This window comes from Desulfococcus multivorans (assembly GCF_001854245.1).
Taxonomy (GTDB): domain Bacteria; phylum Desulfobacterota; class Desulfobacteria; order Desulfobacterales; family Desulfococcaceae; genus Desulfococcus; species Desulfococcus multivorans.
Genome location: NZ_CP015381.1, coordinates 3,232,756 through 3,248,741 on the forward strand (window position 1 = coordinate 3,232,756; position 15,986 = coordinate 3,248,741).

Here is a 15,986-nt window from a genome sequence, read left to right on the forward strand (position 1 = left end):
GATGCCGCCGCCGCGGAATCAAGGCCGTTCAAACACCATAGCCGCCCAACCCTTCTCCACTGCCGCCCAGCGGCAGGCAACGTCGTACATGCCGCAGAGGGCCCGAAAGGGTCGAATCTCGTCGATCCGAATCCCGGAGAAGACCCATGCCGCAGGAGACGAACTCACGCGAAACATTTCAGGAAGGATCCGTCTGAGAGTGGGGTATCTCAGATTGGCCAGGACGAGGTTGAAAACGCCGTGAAGCGCCTCCACGGGAACAGCGTCCACGGAAAGGCGTTCGGACAGATCGTTCAATGCCGCGTTTCGTCGGGCTTCATCCACGGCGCAGGGGTCGATGTCCACGCCGACCCCCCGTCGAATTCCCAACATCAGTGCGGCAATGGCGAGTATACCCGATCCGGTGCCCACGTCCAGAACGGCCGAGTCGCCCTGGAGTTCCACCAGGGAAAGCGTCGTCAGGGCCGCATCGATGCCCCGCACCGATAAACGGGTGGTGGGGTGTTGTCCCGTGCCGAAGGCGGCGCCGGGAGCCAGGCGAATGACGATCTCATCCTGGGCGGGGGTATAGGCTTTGCCTGGCGGCTTCACGACCACATGGGTGGAAAAACGGACCGCCCGATCAAAGGAAGGCTCGATGATCGTATGGCCGTGCTGTTCCCGATAGGCAAGCTCGCCGTCGGCCACCAGCCCGCAGAGGACAGACCGGGCCCATCGCCGGCTTTGTCCGAAAACATCTGCCATCAGGCCGACAAAAACCTGCGGAGTCACGCCGTCGGTCCGCTCCTCCAGAATACGGAGAGCGGCGGTCTTGACGTCGAATGCGGTCTGGGACGGCTTATTCACGGCATCGAGGATGGCATCTGAAAGGGAAGGACATCGGCTTTACGATTCGCCGAAGTTCCGGAGGTAATTGGCGAAAAGCCGGGGATGCACCCGGGAGAAACGGTCGAAATCCGCCGTGATCTCCATTCCCGGAACAAGGGCACGGACCACGGGCAACCCCACATCCTCTCGGGTGAGGTCTACGTAAACGGGTCGATACCCCCAGGCGGCAAGAAGGTTTTCGAGGAGCCTGAGATCGGCGGCACTGTTGCCCAGCCGATAGTCCGGAAGATTCTCCAGGGGTACGCGGACCAGCCCGTGCAGGCCGCTCCCCGACGGGGGCCCGTAGGGAAAAGCATAGGGGGTTTCGGTCATGGCCGAAAGCAGTGCCCTTCGGGCATCGAGATGACAACCGGTTCCCTTCACAATACCCCCGCCAATGTCCCGGACGAAGCACTTGCAGCAGGGGACGCCCAGCCTGGACGTCAGATCCTGGAATTGCAGATGAATCCCCAAATCCCGGTAGCTCTCAAGAAGAGGCCCCACCCGGGGATCGACAGTCTCGACGGTGAAGCACTGGGAAGGGTGGAAGGGCGTCGTTCCGTCGTGATCTCTTTCGATAATCTCCAGAAGCGCGCTCAATCTGGCCTCGTCCATGGTGTTGCCCGATGCCAGGCCGGTGGACCCCAGCGCTGAAAAGAGTTTTATCTCGTCAAGATTACAGAACAGAAAGATGCATTGGGCCGGCACCCAAACCGACGCGGCCCCGTCACGCCCGAACGCCTCGCCCTCGATCCAATGGAGAGGCTCGTCACCGTATGGCGCCTCCAAGGCCAGACGGTTGGGGTCCACCGCCGGAATGCCGGCCTTGACGAGTTCGGAATACCGTGCCCGCTTCAAGGGATATGATCGGATATAACCTTCTACCCCCTCATCGCCGACCGAGGCAAACGCGGAACACCGCTCGATCATCTCCATGGCCAGAGAGGCTTGGGCCGCAGGCAACGAAAGCCCCCGACCATATGAGTTTTGGAGCCCGCTGATCCGGAAACGGTGTCTTCCGTTGCAAACGCCGATATCGACATGCCACTGCCGCAGCAACGCAACGGGGCTGAGGGAGGCTACATGTCGCTGGACCTCCCCGGCGATGATGCCCAGGGCGTCCAGTTTTTCCAGGGCGATTCGGGAGGTCTCCTCCAGAGGGGGGCGGGGGGGCGCCTCGGGCAATCCCATTGCCGCTGTTTCTTCCCGAACGGCCGTTATGCCCGGATGGAGCGGATCGGCCTGGGAAAGGGTCTTGTCGAAAAACGGCGCCGAAAGACCGGTATTCCGGGGCGGGGGCAGCATGCGGTGCGCATTGAGATTGGCCCGGAACAAATCAATCCATTGGGAATGAAGGGGCTGATCCGGGACAAGGTAGGATTTGAGGTAAATGAACGGCGTTTCGCCCGTTATCCGTCGGACCTTTTCCGGTCGCAGGGTGTCCCTCAGGGACGCGAAGTGATCATACACCAGAATCGCCTCGTACAAAAGGGCGCGCAGGAATCCGTCCGCAGCCGGTATCGATCGGAGACGGGCCCCCAGATCTGCCGGGTCCCAAAGGCTGATCCGTTTAAGCATGTGACGGCGCAGAAAGGCGTCGTTGGGCCGGGTACGGAGCGCTTCGAGGCATGCTGCGTCGTCGATCTCCGTCTTTGGTACGCACGAAAAATAGCCGATGCCGCCATCGGTCTGCATCAGTGCAAGTCGGTATTCGACGAGGTCTGCCGAAAAAGATGCCGCCTCAGGCATTCTTTTCTCCGCTCTCGGGGCTGGAGACCTCGCTCCGGGCGTCCTGATCATCGGATACGCCGTTTTCATTTTCGTGCCCCGTCTTCGGGGTATCCGCCTCGGGGGGTTTTCCTTCGGCTTCCGCCGCTTCTTCGCCGGCTTTCTTCGGTTGGAATACTTTGGCTCCGACGATGCTGAGTTCGTAGAGGGCCATCAGGGGCACAGCCAGCAGGACCTGGCTCACCACATCCGGCGGCGTAACGATGGCCGCTCCGACGAAAAAGAGCAGAATGGCGTACTTACGATTTTTTTTAAGGAAAACGTCGGTCACGATCCCCATGCGGGCCATGCCGGTCAAGACCAGCGGGAGTTCGAAAGCAAGGCCGAAGGCGATAAGCAGTTTGGCGGAAAAGGAGAGATACTCCTTCATCGAAGGCAACGCCTGAATTTTCTCATTGGCAAATCCGAGAAAGAACTGGAAGCCGATAGGAAAAACAAAAAAATATCCAAACAACGCCCCGCCGACGAAAAAAAAGGTGGAAAGCACGACGATGGGCAGCAGGATCTTACGTTCCTTCCGATAGAGCCCCGGTGCCACGAACATCCAGAACTGATAGATGATGACCGGGGAGGCCACCATCAGCCCTGCCAGAAACGCCACCTTGAGATAGGTGAAAAAAGCCTCGGGCAGACCCGTATAAATGAGCGTATCCCCCTCTCCCATCACTTTGACGAGCGGACGAATGAGAATTTCAAAAATCTTGTCCTTGAAGCCATAGGCAATCAGGAAACCTGCCCCGGCCGCAATGAAGGATTTGATCAAACGCTCCCGGAGTTCCTCAAGATGGGCGGTGAAGGGCATTTTCTCGTCATCCTCCAGGTCGACGCCCCGACGACGGTTGTCGGGCTCGTGATCATGCGTCATCGTTGGCCGCCTTCTCCTTCAGCGTCTCTCCGCTGGATTCGGATTCCGGCTTTTCAAGCTTCGAAGCCGGGGTTGAAGCTTCTTTCGCAACATCCGACATTTCCGTCTTCTGAACCGTTTGGGGGGCTGCGTCGACGGATGTCTTCAGGGTCTGATCCATGTCCTTGAAGGTCTTTTTCACGTCCATCACATCGGTGTCGACCTCAAGGGAGGATTTGAGTTCGGACGTCGCCCGCTTGAACTCGATCATTGCCCGTCCCAGAGATTTGGCCAGGTCCGGAAGCTTCTTGGGTCCGATCACGATAAGCGCGACGGCCAGGATCAGTAAAATCTCGGGCATTCCCATGCCGAACATATATACACCTCTCTCGAAATACCGTTATTTTTGTGGGAAACACAGTGCTAAGGCGGTTATTTGTACTGATTTTGGCAGGGGGTGTCAAGGGGAAGGAAAAGTTCTTTGCGGGACGATCCGGTTGTCTTCATCGACCCTCTGAAACGTGATGTTCATTAATGACCCAATCTTTGCCCCCCAAAAAGTCATATTGACCCGATCTTGCATGTTTTCCCCTGATAAAAATCTTCTCCTTGACTTTTATTTTCCAGTCCCCCACATCCATGTTGACGTTTTTCCCGGAGATCGTCATATTTTTCTTGCTCAACTTTCGGCTTTCGTAGAGATAGGGGCTGAACACCGAAAGTTGGATTTCCTATAGCTGCGCCGTCGTCTTGAAAGCCCATGTCGGCCGGCGTCAAAAGTATCGGAGGACTTACGATGGCATCATCCATACCCAGAATTCAAGTACCCCCTGAGGCATGGCAGGACCTGACCATTCTCTTCCAAAAGGGAATCCGGGTGGATATCGAAACCGGTTGCACGGTCAGATCACTTCTCCTGGATCAGTGGCACTTACCCCCCGAAGTGGTGACGGAAAGAATCAGCACCCTGTTTCTCAACGGCAAACCGGTGGACGACATGGACGAGGCCCGTGTCAGGGACGGCGCGATCCTCGCCCTTTCCTCGGCCATGCCCGGACTCGTAGGCGCCGTCATGCGGCGTGGAGGGTTCTATGCCGCTCTTCGCAGCGGGATCACCTATCACGAAACGACGGCGAATGTGGACGTTCGCAACGGTTCGATCACGGTCAAACTCTTCAACATGCTTATCGGAGAACTCGGTCCTCTTTTTCTCCAGCGAGGCTTCCGTGTCTCCCGACAGGACCTGCCGGACAGCATTCCATCCGGATCCGAAGACGTCGATGAACCCAACAGCGAGGTCTTCATTATCGCATCGCCCCCTTCCTCCTGTTAGGTCACTTTCACTGCCCTGCTTCGCAGGCCTCGTCCCCTGTCGACAGCATTCGCCTACCATATTGGCAGGTATCTTGCATTTCCTGACAAACAACGGGTTTCGCGGGGAAGGGCTATTTATATTGACATGCAGTAAATACCTAAATATAATAAAAATATATAGTTATAATAAGTTAATATATATAACTCCATTCCTATCAGATTTAGAAACTTCCTGAACATAGTCTATTCAAACCGATATTAACCGAAACGAACACGTGAAGGAGGATGTAACCCTATGGACAAAATTCTACGTATCGATGTAGGCGCGGAAGGCGGCCCCAAGGTCACGGTAACCGAACTCGGTGCATATGCCGGGATGGGCGGAAGGGCCATGACTTCCATGGTCGTCGGCAGCGAAGTTCCTCCGGACTGTCACCCCCTGGGTCCCGAAAACAAACTCGTCATCGCCCCCGGGTTGATGAGCGGTTCCGCAGCATCGACCTCCGGACGGATTTCGGTCGGCTGCAAGAGTCCGCTGACCGGCGGCATCAAGGAGTCCAACGCGGGCGGACAGGCCGGTCAGGTGATGGCTCGGCTGGGATATGCGGCCATTATCATCGAAGGCGAGCCCAAAACCGACAATCTCTACAAGGTCTTCATCAACAAGGACACGGTGGAAATCACTCCGGCCGGTGAATTTAAAATGACGACCAACTACGATCTGGCCGAGAAGATGAAAGCCCTGCACGGCGACAAGGTCGCTATGATCTCCATCGGACCCGCCGGCGAAATGAAGCTCTGCGCCGCTTCCATCGCCGTCACCGATCGGGAGTTCCGGCCCTCGCGCCATGCCGGCCGCGGCGGTGTCGGCGCAGTCATGGGTGCCAAGGGGATCAAGGTCATCATCCTCGACGACGCGGGGTGCGGCATGCGTAAACCCCGGGATCCGGAGCGATTCAAGGCGGCCAACAAGTCCTTCGTGGAGGGATTGCGAAAGCACGCCGTCACCGGAGAGGGTCTGCCGGCTTACGGTACCAACGTACTGACCAATGTCATCAACGAAGCCGGAGCCTATCCGACCTATAATTTCCAAAAAGGCCAGTACGCGGATGCCGCCAAGATCAGCGGCGAGGCTCAGGCCGAACTGGAGCAGAAACGCGGCGGCAACCCTACCCATGGGTGTCATGTGGGGTGCGCCATCCGGTGCTCCGGCATCTTCGTAGACAAAGACGGCAACTACATCACCAAACAACCGGAATATGAGACGGTTTGGGCCCACGGCGGCAACTGCGGCATCTGCGACCTGGACGCCATTGCCAAACTCGACTTTATGGATGACAATATCGGTCTGGACACCATCGAGATGGGGGTGACCATCGGCGTGGCCATGGAAGCCGGACTCCTCAAGTTCGGAGACGCCGAAGGCGCCGAAAGGCTGATAGAGGAGGTGGGCAAGGGCACGCCTTTAGGCCGAATTCTCGGGAACGGCGCAGCTTTTACCGCCAAAGCCTTCGGGATCGAACGTGCGCCGGTGGTCAAAAATCAAGCCATGCCGGCCTATGATCCCAGGGCCATCAAAGGGATCGGCGTGACTTACGCCACCACGCCCATGGGGGCCGATCACACCGCCGGATACGCCATCGCCACCAATATCCTCAAGGTCGGCGGCGACGTCGATCCCTTGAGCAACGAAGGTCAGATCGAACTGTCCCGAAACCTTCAGATCGCCACAGCCGCGCTGGACGCCACCGGCTATTGCCTGTTTATCGCCTTTGCCATTCTCGACCAGCAGGAGACCTTCAACGCCATGGTCGATACCATCAACGGCATGTACAACCTGAACATGACCGGCGACGACGTAGTGGCTCTGGGCAAGAAGATCCTTTCCATGGAACGGGAATTCAATCGAAAGGCCGGTTTTACGAAAGAGGACGATCGCCTGCCGCGTTTCATGAAGCGAGAACCTGTCGGCCCCCACAACGTCACCTTCGACATAACGGATGAAGCGCTCGACACGGTCTTCAACTGGTAATCGCTCTTCAGGCGACGCTGCATAACGGCGGGGAGGGGCTTGTTCAGTTCCACCCCGCTTTTTTTTGGGACGCCCGGCAGGTCGCAATCAACTTGCAGTGCAAGTCTGTTTCCGGCCCGGCACGGGGAAGAGCGCGTCGAACGGCAGGGGTGTCCCCTGAGCCTCGAAACCGATATGTTGTCGGTTCAGCATGATCACGCCAGTTCAAGAAGTTCAAAGGTGTAGTCTGTAAGATCCATAACCAGTAATCGGTTTCGGAGGGTTTCGGAATTTCCCAGGAGAAGTTTGAAGACCTCGGCGCATTCCAGGGCGGAAAGGATGGTAATGGCATGGGGAAGACACCCCAGGGAGCGCTCGACCCCCTTTTCGTCGACGCTGTCCCGATCCCCATAAATGCGCGAAAGCCCTTCATCCTCAGGCAGAATGGTCGTGACATGCCCGGCCACCCCGGCGATGGCGGCTGACACCATGGGGATCCCCAAATCCTTTGCCGCGGATTCCAGAACGAAGCGATATTTGAGGGTATCCAGGCAATCCACCACCACGTCGGCGCCCCGAACCAGGTCGACCGCCCTTTCCTCATCGAGAAACACCGGGTGGGCGGATACCGCGACGGAAGGATTGACCGCTGCAATCCGAAGACGGGCCGCCTCAGCCTTGGATAAACCAATGTTCGCAACGGTGCTGTAAAATTGACGATTGAGGTTCGACTCGTCGAACCGATCCGCATCGATGAGTCCGAGGGTGCCGATACCCCCTCGGGCCAGGATCTCCGTTACGGTGCCCCCAAGACCGCCCAACCCCACCACCGTAACCGCAGCCCCCAGAAGTCGGGCCTGATCTTTCGAGGAAAACGTCTTCATATTGCGGATGTAACGCTCCGGCCACACCCGGTTTTCGAGGGCGGTGCGCTCCACCGTCCAGCCGGCGCTCCGGAATTCACGAGCGATTTCGGCCACCGCACCCGTACCGATGCCGTCGTAGGGCGTACCGTCGGGAAGGTTCCCCCTGCGGGCCGACCGTCGGATAGCCGCCGCCATCCCCTTGGTCATATCATCCTTTACGCAATCCATCATCCTCCCCCCACCGGCGGAAAGATCCCGAGTCGATCACCGTCATCGAGCACAGATGTCAGAAGGGCCTTCCTGTTGTTGACGAAAATGAGTCTGGCCTCGTCTTCCTTTATCTTGAGCCGCTCGACAATATCCCGGACAGTGGTGCCCTGCGTAATGGGATATCGATCGGCGTCCTCCGGCATGCGTTTGGACAGGGTGGCAAAAAGTCTCAGAGATATGGTATCCGTCATGGATGCACCTCAATTGAAGGACGGCGCGTTTTCATTTTCCGTTTCATAGCTTTTGAGCTTTCGGTAGAGGGTTTTCCGACCGATGCCGAGGATCTCGGAAGCCTTGGCCCGGTTGCCGCCCACAAACCGCATCACTCGCTGAATGTGATTTTTCTCCATGTCCGCCAGGCTGAAAAAGGGCGTATCCTTGGACGGTGTGTCGCGGATCGCCTCGACCAGTTCCCGGGGAAGCCCCCGTTCCGTTATCCACCCCTCTTCCGCCAGAATGATGCCCCGCTCGATCACGTTCTGGAGTTCCCGAATGTTGCCGGGCCAGTCGTAGACCATGAGGCACTGCATGGCCTTTTTGGACACTTGACACGGCGGGGTTGCGACGCTCAGTTTCCGGCGGAAATGTTCAACCAAAAGCGGTATGTCTTCCTTTCTCTCCCGCAACGGCGCCAGTTCAATGTTGAATACATTGATCCGGTGGTACAGGGCCTGACTGAAACGACCGGCTTCCACCTCATCGGTCAGGTTCCGATTGGTGGCGAAGATGAAACGAATGTCCACGCGGCGTTCATTCTGCCCCCCCACCCGCCGAAAGGTCTGACTCTCAAGCACCCGCAAAAGGGATGCCTGGACGTCCATGGGAAGTTCCCCGATTTCGTCCAGGAAGAGGGTCCCCTTGTGGGCCAGCGCCAGAAGGCCGTCCCGTGATTCCGCCGCTCCGGTAAAGGCACCTTTCCGGTGCCCGAAAAGCTCACTGAGTATCAATTCCTTCTGAAGCGTGCCGCAATTTTTGGTGATCAGCGGATAGCCCGATCGCCGGCTCAGGTGATGGATGTTCCGGGAGACGACGTTTTTTCCGGTGCCGCTTTCACCAGTGATGAGCACCGGCACCTGCGTCGGCGCGACTTTTTGCACCAGAAACCGCACATGGTCGAGGGTCGGCGAATTGCCGATAAGGGTGTGGGGCGGGGATTCTCCCTGTTTGTGACGGAGAAGACGGTTCTCCCGCGTAAGGCAGGCCCGCTGATAGGCCTTTTCGACGACCAACTCCAATCGGTCGAGGTTGAAAGGTTTGGTGATATAATCATAGGCGCTTCGTTTCATCGCCTCCACCGCGCTGTCGATATCCCCGAACCCGGTGACCAGGATGATTTCCGCGCCCATGGAGACTTTTCGGAAACGCTCCAGCAACTCCAGGCCGTTGCCGTCGGGCAGTTGAATATCGAGAATAATGACATCAAACGGTTTCCTTCGGACCAGCGCAAGGGCGTCCCTGGCCGTCCCCGCCGTTATCACGTGATGTCGTGTGGGCGACAGCTCCTTTTCGAGGAGCCGCCGGATGGAATGTTCGTCATCGACGACAAGAAGCTGTATGGGTTCCAATCGTTGCATATCAACCCGCTGGTCTCATGAATTCATTCGCTGAACTCAACTCGACTTTCGTGATGGTAATCTGATTTACTATAAGACATTTTCATTGTTGAGACAAATATCCCGCCCCGGCAGGACGGGATCCATCCGACCCCGTGAGCGACGATCGTTGCGGAAATCAGTGTTTGAAGCTTCTCTGACCGGTGTAAACCATGGTGACCCCCGCCGCATTGCACGCCTCGATCGACTGATAGTCGTTGGACGAGCCGCCGGGCTGTATCACGGCCGTCACCCCTTCCTGAATACCGACATCGATGCCGTCACGGAAAGGGAAAAAAGCATCGCTTACCATGGCGGCACCCGTCAACCCCCCTCGCTCCTCGGCGACCCGTGCGTCGATCGCTGCCCTTCGGTCAGGATCCGTAAGCTCCTTATAGGGGATGCCATGCGCCTCGAAACAGTATCGGTCCGCCAACTTCCGGTAGGCCTTGTCTCGCGCGATCTCGGCCACACCCACGCGATCCTGCTCCCCGGTGCCGATGCCGACTGTAACCAGATCCTTGACATAAATCACGGAATTGGAGGTGATGCCCGATTCCACCAACCATCCAAACAGCATGTCTTCATACTCCCGGGAGGTCGGCTCCCGACGGACCCGGTAGGTCTTTCCCTGATACTCGCACTCGGCAAGTTTCAGGTCTGTCGGAGTTCTCGCTGTGGGAACAAACGACCACTGGACAATATGGCCTCCGTCAATGAGGCTTTTGAATTCCACGAAACGCTTGCCGATGAAATTTTTGAGACGAGCGATGTTACCGATTCGGATGACCCGCAGGTTTTTCCGGCGTCCCAGAATATCGAGAACGCCTTCTTCAAAATCGGGGGCAACCACCACTTCGGCATACTGGTCCGAGACCGCCTCCGCGGTGGTCTTATCCACTGAACGATTGAGCGCAATACAGCCGCCGAAAGCGGCTACCCGGTCGGCCATGTAAGCCCTGTGATAGGCGTTCGAAAGGGTATCCGCCCGAGCTGCCCCACAGGGGTTGTTATGCTTGACGATCACCGCTGTCGGCTTGTCGTCGAAGTATCGGAGAATGTTCAGAGCGTTGTCCGTGTCGGTCAGGTTGGTCTTCCCCGGATGCTTCCCCGACTGGAGCAGTTCGATGTCCGAAGCCAGGTATTGCCCGGGGAGGAGGGTCTCGATATCCCCCAGCATCAGATTGCCGTTGACCAATCGATAGAGCGCCGCCTCCTGTCCGGGGTTTTCACCGTACCGCAACCCCTTCTGGACACCATCGATGGCCCACGTGACCTTCTCGTAGAACAAAGTCTGCCGTTCGGTCCCTTCTATAAAACTGATCTCCATCTCCGGTGGGAAATGATCCTCATTGATGGTCTGGTACATTTTTTTAAGATTTTCTGTCATACGTGACTCCTTCCATGACGGCCTCGGGATGGTGAAAGACATCGTCGCACGGCTTTCCGGCCAACCGCGCAAAAAGATTTTCGATTTTGTAACAGACCGCCCTGTTGCGGTCAAGTCGGAGATCCCCCGCTATAGGTTTTTCAAACGACGGGGCCGGCATCACCCGACACACGGTCGGGCGAATCCGTATAGTGGGACAACACCGCGTCGGGACGACCGGAAACAAGCCATCGCTTTGCTTTTCCTTTTGGGAAAACTGTGATATTTATAAAAACAGGTACTGTTACCATGTATCCATCCTCGAATTGAGTAGAATCTGTCGCGCGGCGGATTGACGGAACGCAGCTCTCGACTTTCATGATGGTGACCGGATAGCAGGGCCGGAAGGATACGGCCTGTGACAGCCGAAAGTTGAGGACGGAATAAAAGGAGAATCATGACGACGGCGTTGAGCATCACGTCATATCAGAAAATGGTGGATGAATGGGTGCGCACCATCGGAGTGCGCTATTTTTCGGAGCTCACCAACCTGGCCCAGTTGGTGGAAGAGGTCGGAGAAGTCGCTCGGATCATGTCCCGCGTCTTCGGAGACCAGAGTTTCAAAAGATCCGCTGATGACGTGGCGCGTTCAGGCGAGCCTTTCGACGGTCCGTTCCCGGATCCCAAGGATACGCTGGCCGATGAACTGGCCGATGTGATGTTTGTGCTCGTATGCATTGCCAACCAGACCGGCGTCGACCTGACGGACGCCCTTTGCAAAAACCTTGAAAAGAAGACCCGTCGCGATGAAAACAGACACCGGAACAACCCGAAACTTCGCAAATCATTCACCTCGGATTTATAAGGCGTTGAAAATACCGCCTTCATCAATGATTGTCAGGCGTTGGGAACCGCTTCAGCGGCGCCGGGCAGCCGGGGCTCCGTTTGCGGCCGCTCTCGCTTTCCTGCTCCTCCTGGGATGCGCGGCTCCGGGCAAAAGACTCGAAGCACCCTACATCTCTCTCACCCGGATAGAGGTCGATAGCACCACCGTATTCGAGACGGTCATGACGGTAACTCTCCGCCTCCTTAACACCAACGACGTTCCCCTCACGCTGAAAGGCGCGGACGTAAGGCTTACGGTCGACGGCAAAGACGTCGCCCATGGCGTCTCTCGCATGGAAACAACCCTTCCGGCCTATGACACCGCCCTCGTTCCCATGACGCTCTATTCATCCATGATCGACCTGGCCCAGGGACTTTTGAAGATAAGGGATCAAGAGCCGTTGAAATACGGTATTCGCGGGAATGTCCGCATCGAGGGAGGATTTTTGATGCCGTCGACCCTCCCCTTCTCCCACACGGGCGAACTTTCTCTCGACGGAATTCACACACGAAAACAGAGGTAGACCTATCCCTCGACCGGGGCGTAGCAGCAGCGCTTCGGTGAAGTCATCTTCCCCGCTTTTCTCAACTTTGCATTCACCTTGGATGCCGCCTGGGTTTCCATGCCGACCATGGCCGCGACATCCCCCCCGGCCGCACCGGTTTCCCGGCGTCCCGTATGGCTTTCAGCACGTTTTCTTCCATTAAACGGACGGTCGCGTTACATCTCTTTCTAAATCAGTTTCGGAGAAAACGATAATCATCCGTCGCTCCGGGGCAGGTACCGGGAGATAAAAGGAAAAAAATATTCCTGAGCGGTAGAAAACGGGCTGCGAACCCTGAAACGCTGGGAGGGGATCGCAGCCCGGGGAGGGCGGCGGCGAGACGCGCGGTTCAGCCGCGTCCGCCCCGCTGGGCGAGAAGCAGGGCGTCATGCATCCGCTGGGAGTATTCTTTCTTTTTCCTCGATTTTTCCCAAACCTTGTCCTGGATCTCGGCGGTCATATCGGGACGGCTGGAGACGCCGTAGACCTCCAGCGTGCTGTTTTTGGCATCGGCTATGATGGCACGTCCAACGGGCGAACGGGTGATCACGGTAGTCCAGCCTTCCAACGAACCGATTCCGCCAAAGGAGACGTCGGCATACTCGGAGGCGTAATCCGGACAGAATCGGCAGGCGTACCGTTTCATGAAATCGATCTTCTCAAGAGGCAGCGTTTTAAGGGCGCCCGAGGTCAGATGAATCATCAACTCATCCTTGATGTTGATTTTCCGGACATCGTTCCAGGAGATTCCGGCGATACCCTCGAGCCTCCGCCGCTCTTCCTCGTCGAATATGAAATTTCCCGAACAGAAGAGGCCCAGGGTATATCGGATACTGTCGGACGGCACGATACTCATGGCCTCCATCTTTCGAAGGGTTTTGATCTGACAGGGCGTACCCACCAGCGCGACCCGCCTGAGTCCCTTCTGCATCATGGGCCGGAACTCCTGAACCGATGGGGAATAGGTGGAATAGTCATGTCCGAAGTGCTTGACGCCGTGAGAGCTGTCGAAATAGAACCCCGCCGAGTCGATAATCTCCTGGCGGGTGGCGGCCAGCATGGGATCCCGCTCGAAGGGCCCCATCTGCCGGGTCACAATGGCGCCGTCGATATGTCCCCGATCAAACAGATGGACGAGAAGCGCCGTGACCACGCCCCCGTCCGTGGCTTTGGCCCGTATCGCCGGATCGGCGGCTCTTGCCGTCAGGGTCTCGATGATATGGCCCATGGGCGGCGTCCAACCGGCCACTTTTTTGGTTTCCTCCTGATATTCATCGATTTCAGGACATATCGAATAGCAAAGGCCGCACTCGATGCATTTTTCGCGGTCCGCGTACTGCGGTGATCCGTCGTCACCGAGCTTCAGTGCGCCGTAGTTGATCGACGTGCAGAAGGTCACACATCCCCCGCAACGGTGACAAAGGCCGGGCTTCTGGACTTCGTCTATCAAGTCATTAAAGGTTTTCATGGTCCCTCCTACACTTCCGGCCGGGGGTACAATCCTGCCGCTTCCACGATCTCAGGCACCTTCTCTTCCCACTCGATGGCCATGATGTGGAAGCCGGCAACGCCTTTGACTTCCTTGAGACGCTGAATCTGCTCGATGCAGATCTTGATGCCCTCCTCAGCCTGCTTTTCCTTGGGCGTATCGGCCAGCCGCTTGACGATCGCATCGGGAACATCCATTCCCGGCACCCGATTTTTCATGTAACGGGCCATGCCGACGGATTTCATGGGCGTCAGCCCCGCCATGATATACACCTTCTCGTGAAGCCCTCGATCCACAATCTGCTTCATCCAGTCTTCGAACTTCTCCATGTTGTAAATGCATTGGGTCTGGATAAACTCGGCCCCGGCAGCCACCTTTTTGGCGAGGCGCGAAACCCGGATTTCGTAAGGATCGGCAAAAGGATTGGCCGCGGCGCCCACAAACATCTTCGGAGGACGCTTGATCTCGTCTCCACCGAGGAACTTGCCCTCGTCCCGCATCAGTCGAACGGTCTGGAGCAACTGCATGGAATCCAGATCATGAACGTTCTGCCCTTTGGCGTGATCGCCGAAACTCTGATGATCCCCGGAAAGGCAGAGAATGTTGTTGATATCCCAGGACGCAGCCCCCAGGATATCGCTCTGGAGGGCGATGCGGTTTCGGTCCCGGGTCACCATCTGCAGCACCGGCTCCACCCCCAGGGTCTTGAGGCGGATACAGGCCGCCAGCGAGCACATTCGGCAGACGGAGGTCTGGTTATCCGTGATATTTACGGCGTCGACATGATTCCGGATCAGAGCCGCCTTTTCACTGATCGCTTCAGGGTCGCTTCCGCGGGGCGGGCCGCACTCGGAGGTGACGCCGAAATGACCTGCGGCGAGAATCTTTTCCAGTTTACTTGGGGTCCGGCTTTCTTTACTCATCGATCAGATCCTCCCTCACCAGTTTTCGGGGTCCGCCGGCCCTGTCGGTGGACCAGTCCTTAATGGGGGCCAGGGCCTCGTAGTCCGCCATGCGACCCAGCAGCTTCAGGCGATCTATGATGAGCTGCCAGGCACAGTCCACATCCTTGCTGATTTCGCACTTCCCTTTGGTGGACCCCCCGCAGGGTCCGTTCAGTATGCGCTTGGCACACCGGGCGATGGGACAGATGCCCCCGGTCCTCCCGAGGATACACGCACCGCAGGCCTGGCACCGCTCGGTATAGACGCCTAGTCGCTCCACAGCTCCCAGGAATGTCGTGTTCAAGCCGGGATAGATGGGCTTTGGATATTTCTCAGCCATGAACTGGACGCCGATACCGCAGGCGGTGCTCAATACGGCTTCGGTAGCCTGGATCCGGCTCTCGGCTTTTTCGAAAAATTCATGTTCACACTGGCGTTCGATGCCGGAATCGGTGATCTCGATGTCGACATTTTCCTGAACGGCCTTCATCCGCAGCATGGACGCCAGGATCTCCGCCTCCTTGTTGCCGCCCTGCTGGCAGACCGCCACACAGGTGTTGCAGCCAAAGACCAGGACCTTCTTGTGGCCCTTGATCATGTCCCAAATTTCTTCCAGGGGTTTTTGTTCTCCGACGATCATCCTGCCTTACTCCTTTCCTTAGCTTCCCTAAGAGCAAACCAGATGGGAGACGGACCAAGCGCTCTGATCTTCTCTGTGAATTCGGTGCAGATCTCCGCCCATCTCGGTCCCATGGCCGCAGAGAGATTGTACATCTCAAGCCTGTCCGGATCGATGCCGACCTGGGACAGCAATTTTTTGAGATGATGGACTCGTTTCTTCGCGTTGAGATTTCCTTCCAGGAAATGACATTGTCCTTCCAGTCACCCGGCCACGAACAGGCCGTCCACGCCGCGCTCAAAAGCACGGAGCACATAACTGTGGTCCAGTTTGCCGGTGCAGGGCAGGCGGATGATCATGACATTGGGAGAATAGGATAATCGCATGACACCCGCCAGGTCGGCTGCCGCGAATGCGCAGTAATGGCAGGCGATGGCAAGAATCCTGGGCTCCCATCCAGGAGGCGCCTCCCGGGGTGCCTCCAAAGGGACGGCCGTCTCCCGCACTGTCGTTTGTGGTAGTCCGGTCATGGTATGTTTTCCTTTTTTTGTTCGGTGATCCCGATGGCTCCCTTCACAGTGCG

17 protein-coding genes are annotated in these 15,986 nt (G+C 57.3%); 4 read left to right on the plus strand and 13 right to left on the minus strand.

Going from position 1 to position 15,986, the window contains the following annotated elements; all coding sequences use genetic code 11:
* Positions 1–18: 18 nt before the first annotated feature.
* The 5 genes from dmul_RS14100 to dmul_RS20290 form a co-directional block, all read right to left on the minus strand.
* Positions 19–846 (minus strand): 50S ribosomal protein L11 methyltransferase, encoded by an 828-nt coding sequence (locus dmul_RS14100; protein ID WP_020877980.1) that lies wholly within the window; start codon positions 844–846, stop codon positions 19–21.
* A gap of 39 nt (positions 847–885) precedes the next feature.
* Positions 886–2,616 carry a YcaO-like family protein gene (locus dmul_RS14105; protein WP_020877979.1) on the minus strand — a complete coding sequence of 577 codons (1,731 nt, stop codon included), beginning with the start codon at positions 2,614–2,616 and terminating at the stop codon, positions 886–888.
* Positions 2,609–3,475, minus strand: coding sequence for a twin-arginine translocase subunit TatC (tatC, locus tag dmul_RS14110; protein WP_144016583.1), 867 nt, complete (start codon positions 3,473–3,475; stop codon positions 2,609–2,611). The genes dmul_RS14105 and tatC overlap by 8 nt, the downstream gene beginning before the upstream one ends.
* A 34-nt stretch (positions 3,476–3,509) precedes the next feature.
* Positions 3,510–3,875, minus strand: coding sequence for a twin-arginine translocase TatA/TatE family subunit (locus dmul_RS21095; RefSeq protein WP_020877977.1), 366 nt, complete (start codon positions 3,873–3,875; stop codon positions 3,510–3,512).
* A 185-nt stretch (positions 3,876–4,060) separates the two neighbouring features.
* On the minus strand, positions 4,061–4,309 hold the full coding sequence (locus dmul_RS20290; protein WP_144016581.1) for a hypothetical protein: 249 nt from the start codon (positions 4,307–4,309) through the stop codon (positions 4,061–4,063).
* Here dmul_RS20290 and dmul_RS14125 point away from each other — a divergent pair.
* Together dmul_RS14125 and dmul_RS14130 are read left to right on the plus strand one after the other, a co-directional pair.
* Entirely contained in the window at positions 4,296–4,832 is a 537-nt protein-coding gene (locus dmul_RS14125; protein WP_020877976.1) for a hypothetical protein, read from the plus strand. The two genes, dmul_RS20290 and dmul_RS14125, sit on opposite strands and share 14 nt — an antisense overlap.
* 276 nt (positions 4,833–5,108) lie before the next feature.
* A complete protein-coding gene (locus dmul_RS14130; RefSeq protein ID WP_020877975.1) occupies positions 5,109–6,845 on the plus strand; it encodes an aldehyde ferredoxin oxidoreductase family protein in 1,737 nt (578 codons plus the stop codon).
* 194 nt (positions 6,846–7,039) lie between these two features.
* On the opposite strand, the gene dmul_RS14135 is transcribed toward dmul_RS14130, so the two are convergent.
* From dmul_RS14135 to dmul_RS14150, 4 genes are all read right to left on the minus strand, one after another.
* Positions 7,040–7,921, minus strand: a complete 882-nt coding sequence (locus dmul_RS14135) for a HesA/MoeB/ThiF family protein (protein WP_020877974.1) — start codon at positions 7,919–7,921, stop codon at positions 7,040–7,042.
* Positions 7,918–8,151 (minus strand): MoaD/ThiS family protein, encoded by a 234-nt coding sequence (locus tag dmul_RS14140; protein WP_020877973.1) that lies wholly within the window; start codon positions 8,149–8,151, stop codon positions 7,918–7,920. Before dmul_RS14140 ends, dmul_RS14135 begins: the two co-directional genes overlap by 4 nt.
* A gap of 9 nt (positions 8,152–8,160) precedes the next feature.
* Positions 8,161–9,534 carry a sigma-54-dependent transcriptional regulator gene (locus dmul_RS14145; protein ID WP_020877972.1) on the minus strand — a complete coding sequence of 458 codons (1,374 nt, stop codon included), beginning with the start codon at positions 9,532–9,534 and terminating at the stop codon, positions 8,161–8,163.
* A 157-nt stretch (positions 9,535–9,691) separates the two neighbouring features.
* Positions 9,692–10,942: an AICARFT/IMPCHase bienzyme gene (locus tag dmul_RS14150; RefSeq protein WP_020877971.1), complete on the minus strand. Its 1,251-nt coding sequence runs from the start codon at positions 10,940–10,942 to the stop codon at positions 9,692–9,694.
* 436 nt (positions 10,943–11,378) lie between these two features.
* Between dmul_RS14150 and dmul_RS14155 the strand changes: the two genes are divergently transcribed.
* Both dmul_RS14155 and dmul_RS14160 read left to right on the plus strand, forming a co-directional pair.
* Positions 11,379–11,786 (plus strand): nucleotide pyrophosphohydrolase, encoded by a 408-nt coding sequence (locus dmul_RS14155; protein WP_020877970.1) that lies wholly within the window; start codon positions 11,379–11,381, stop codon positions 11,784–11,786.
* 25 nt (positions 11,787–11,811) lie between these two features.
* A complete protein-coding gene (locus tag dmul_RS14160) occupies positions 11,812–12,330 on the plus strand; it encodes an LEA/WHy family protein (protein ID WP_040415909.1) in 519 nt (172 codons plus the stop codon).
* A 370-nt stretch (positions 12,331–12,700) separates the two neighbouring features.
* Here the strand turns inward: dmul_RS14160 and dmul_RS14170 are convergent, their stop codons facing one another.
* From dmul_RS14170 to dmul_RS20505, 4 genes are read right to left on the minus strand one after another with little or no spacing between them, the layout of a single operon-like run.
* A complete protein-coding gene (locus dmul_RS14170; RefSeq protein WP_020877968.1) occupies positions 12,701–13,819 on the minus strand; it encodes a Coenzyme F420 hydrogenase/dehydrogenase, beta subunit C-terminal domain in 1,119 nt (372 codons plus the stop codon).
* An 8-nt stretch (positions 13,820–13,827) separates the two neighbouring features.
* Complete coding sequence (locus dmul_RS14175) at positions 13,828–14,763, minus strand: methylenetetrahydrofolate reductase (protein WP_020877967.1); 936 nt, start codon at positions 14,761–14,763, stop codon at positions 13,828–13,830.
* Positions 14,756–15,424, minus strand: a complete 669-nt coding sequence (locus dmul_RS14180) for a methylenetetrahydrofolate reductase C-terminal domain-containing protein (RefSeq protein WP_020877966.1) — start codon at positions 15,422–15,424, stop codon at positions 14,756–14,758. Before dmul_RS14180 ends, dmul_RS14175 begins: the two co-directional genes overlap by 8 nt.
* A complete protein-coding gene (locus dmul_RS20505) occupies positions 15,421–15,933 on the minus strand; it encodes a hydrogenase iron-sulfur subunit (protein ID WP_169433083.1) in 513 nt (170 codons plus the stop codon). Before dmul_RS20505 ends, dmul_RS14180 begins: the two co-directional genes overlap by 4 nt.
* Positions 15,934–15,986: the final 53 nt, after the last annotated feature.

Bases quoted from the DNA above. Each gene is read 5' to 3' on its own strand.
- dmul_RS14105 (WP_020877979.1), bottom strand. From the start codon at position 2,616: ATGCCTGAGGCGGCATCTTTTTCGGCAGACCTCGTCGAATACCGACTT.
- dmul_RS21095 (WP_020877977.1), bottom strand. From the start codon at position 3,875: ATGTTCGGCATGGGAATGCCCGAGATTTTACTGATCCTGGCCGTCGCG.
- dmul_RS14125 (WP_020877976.1), top strand. From the start codon at position 4,296: ATGGCATCATCCATACCCAGAATTCAAGTACCCCCTGAGGCATGGCAG.
- dmul_RS20290 (WP_144016581.1), bottom strand. From the start codon at position 4,309: ATGGATGATGCCATCGTAAGTCCTCCGATACTTTTGACGCCGGCCGAC.
- dmul_RS14130 (WP_020877975.1), top strand. From the start codon at position 5,109: ATGGACAAAATTCTACGTATCGATGTAGGCGCGGAAGGCGGCCCCAAG.
- dmul_RS14135 (WP_020877974.1), bottom strand. From the start codon at position 7,921: ATGATGGATTGCGTAAAGGATGATATGACCAAGGGGATGGCGGCGGCT.
- dmul_RS14140 (WP_020877973.1), bottom strand. From the start codon at position 8,151: ATGACGGATACCATATCTCTGAGACTTTTTGCCACCCTGTCCAAACGC.
- dmul_RS14145 (WP_020877972.1), bottom strand. From the start codon at position 9,534: ATGCAACGATTGGAACCCATACAGCTTCTTGTCGTCGATGACGAACAT.
- dmul_RS14150 (WP_020877971.1), bottom strand. From the start codon at position 10,942: ATGACAGAAAATCTTAAAAAAATGTACCAGACCATCAATGAGGATCAT.
- dmul_RS14155 (WP_020877970.1), top strand. From the start codon at position 11,379: ATGACGACGGCGTTGAGCATCACGTCATATCAGAAAATGGTGGATGAA.
- dmul_RS14160 (WP_040415909.1), top strand. From the start codon at position 11,812: ATGATTGTCAGGCGTTGGGAACCGCTTCAGCGGCGCCGGGCAGCCGGG.
- dmul_RS14170 (WP_020877968.1), bottom strand. From the start codon at position 13,819: ATGAAAACCTTTAATGACTTGATAGACGAAGTCCAGAAGCCCGGCCTT.
- dmul_RS14175 (WP_020877967.1), bottom strand. From the start codon at position 14,763: ATGAGTAAAGAAAGCCGGACCCCAAGTAAACTGGAAAAGATTCTCGCC.
- dmul_RS14180 (WP_020877966.1), bottom strand. From the start codon at position 15,424: ATGATCGTCGGAGAACAAAAACCCCTGGAAGAAATTTGGGACATGATC.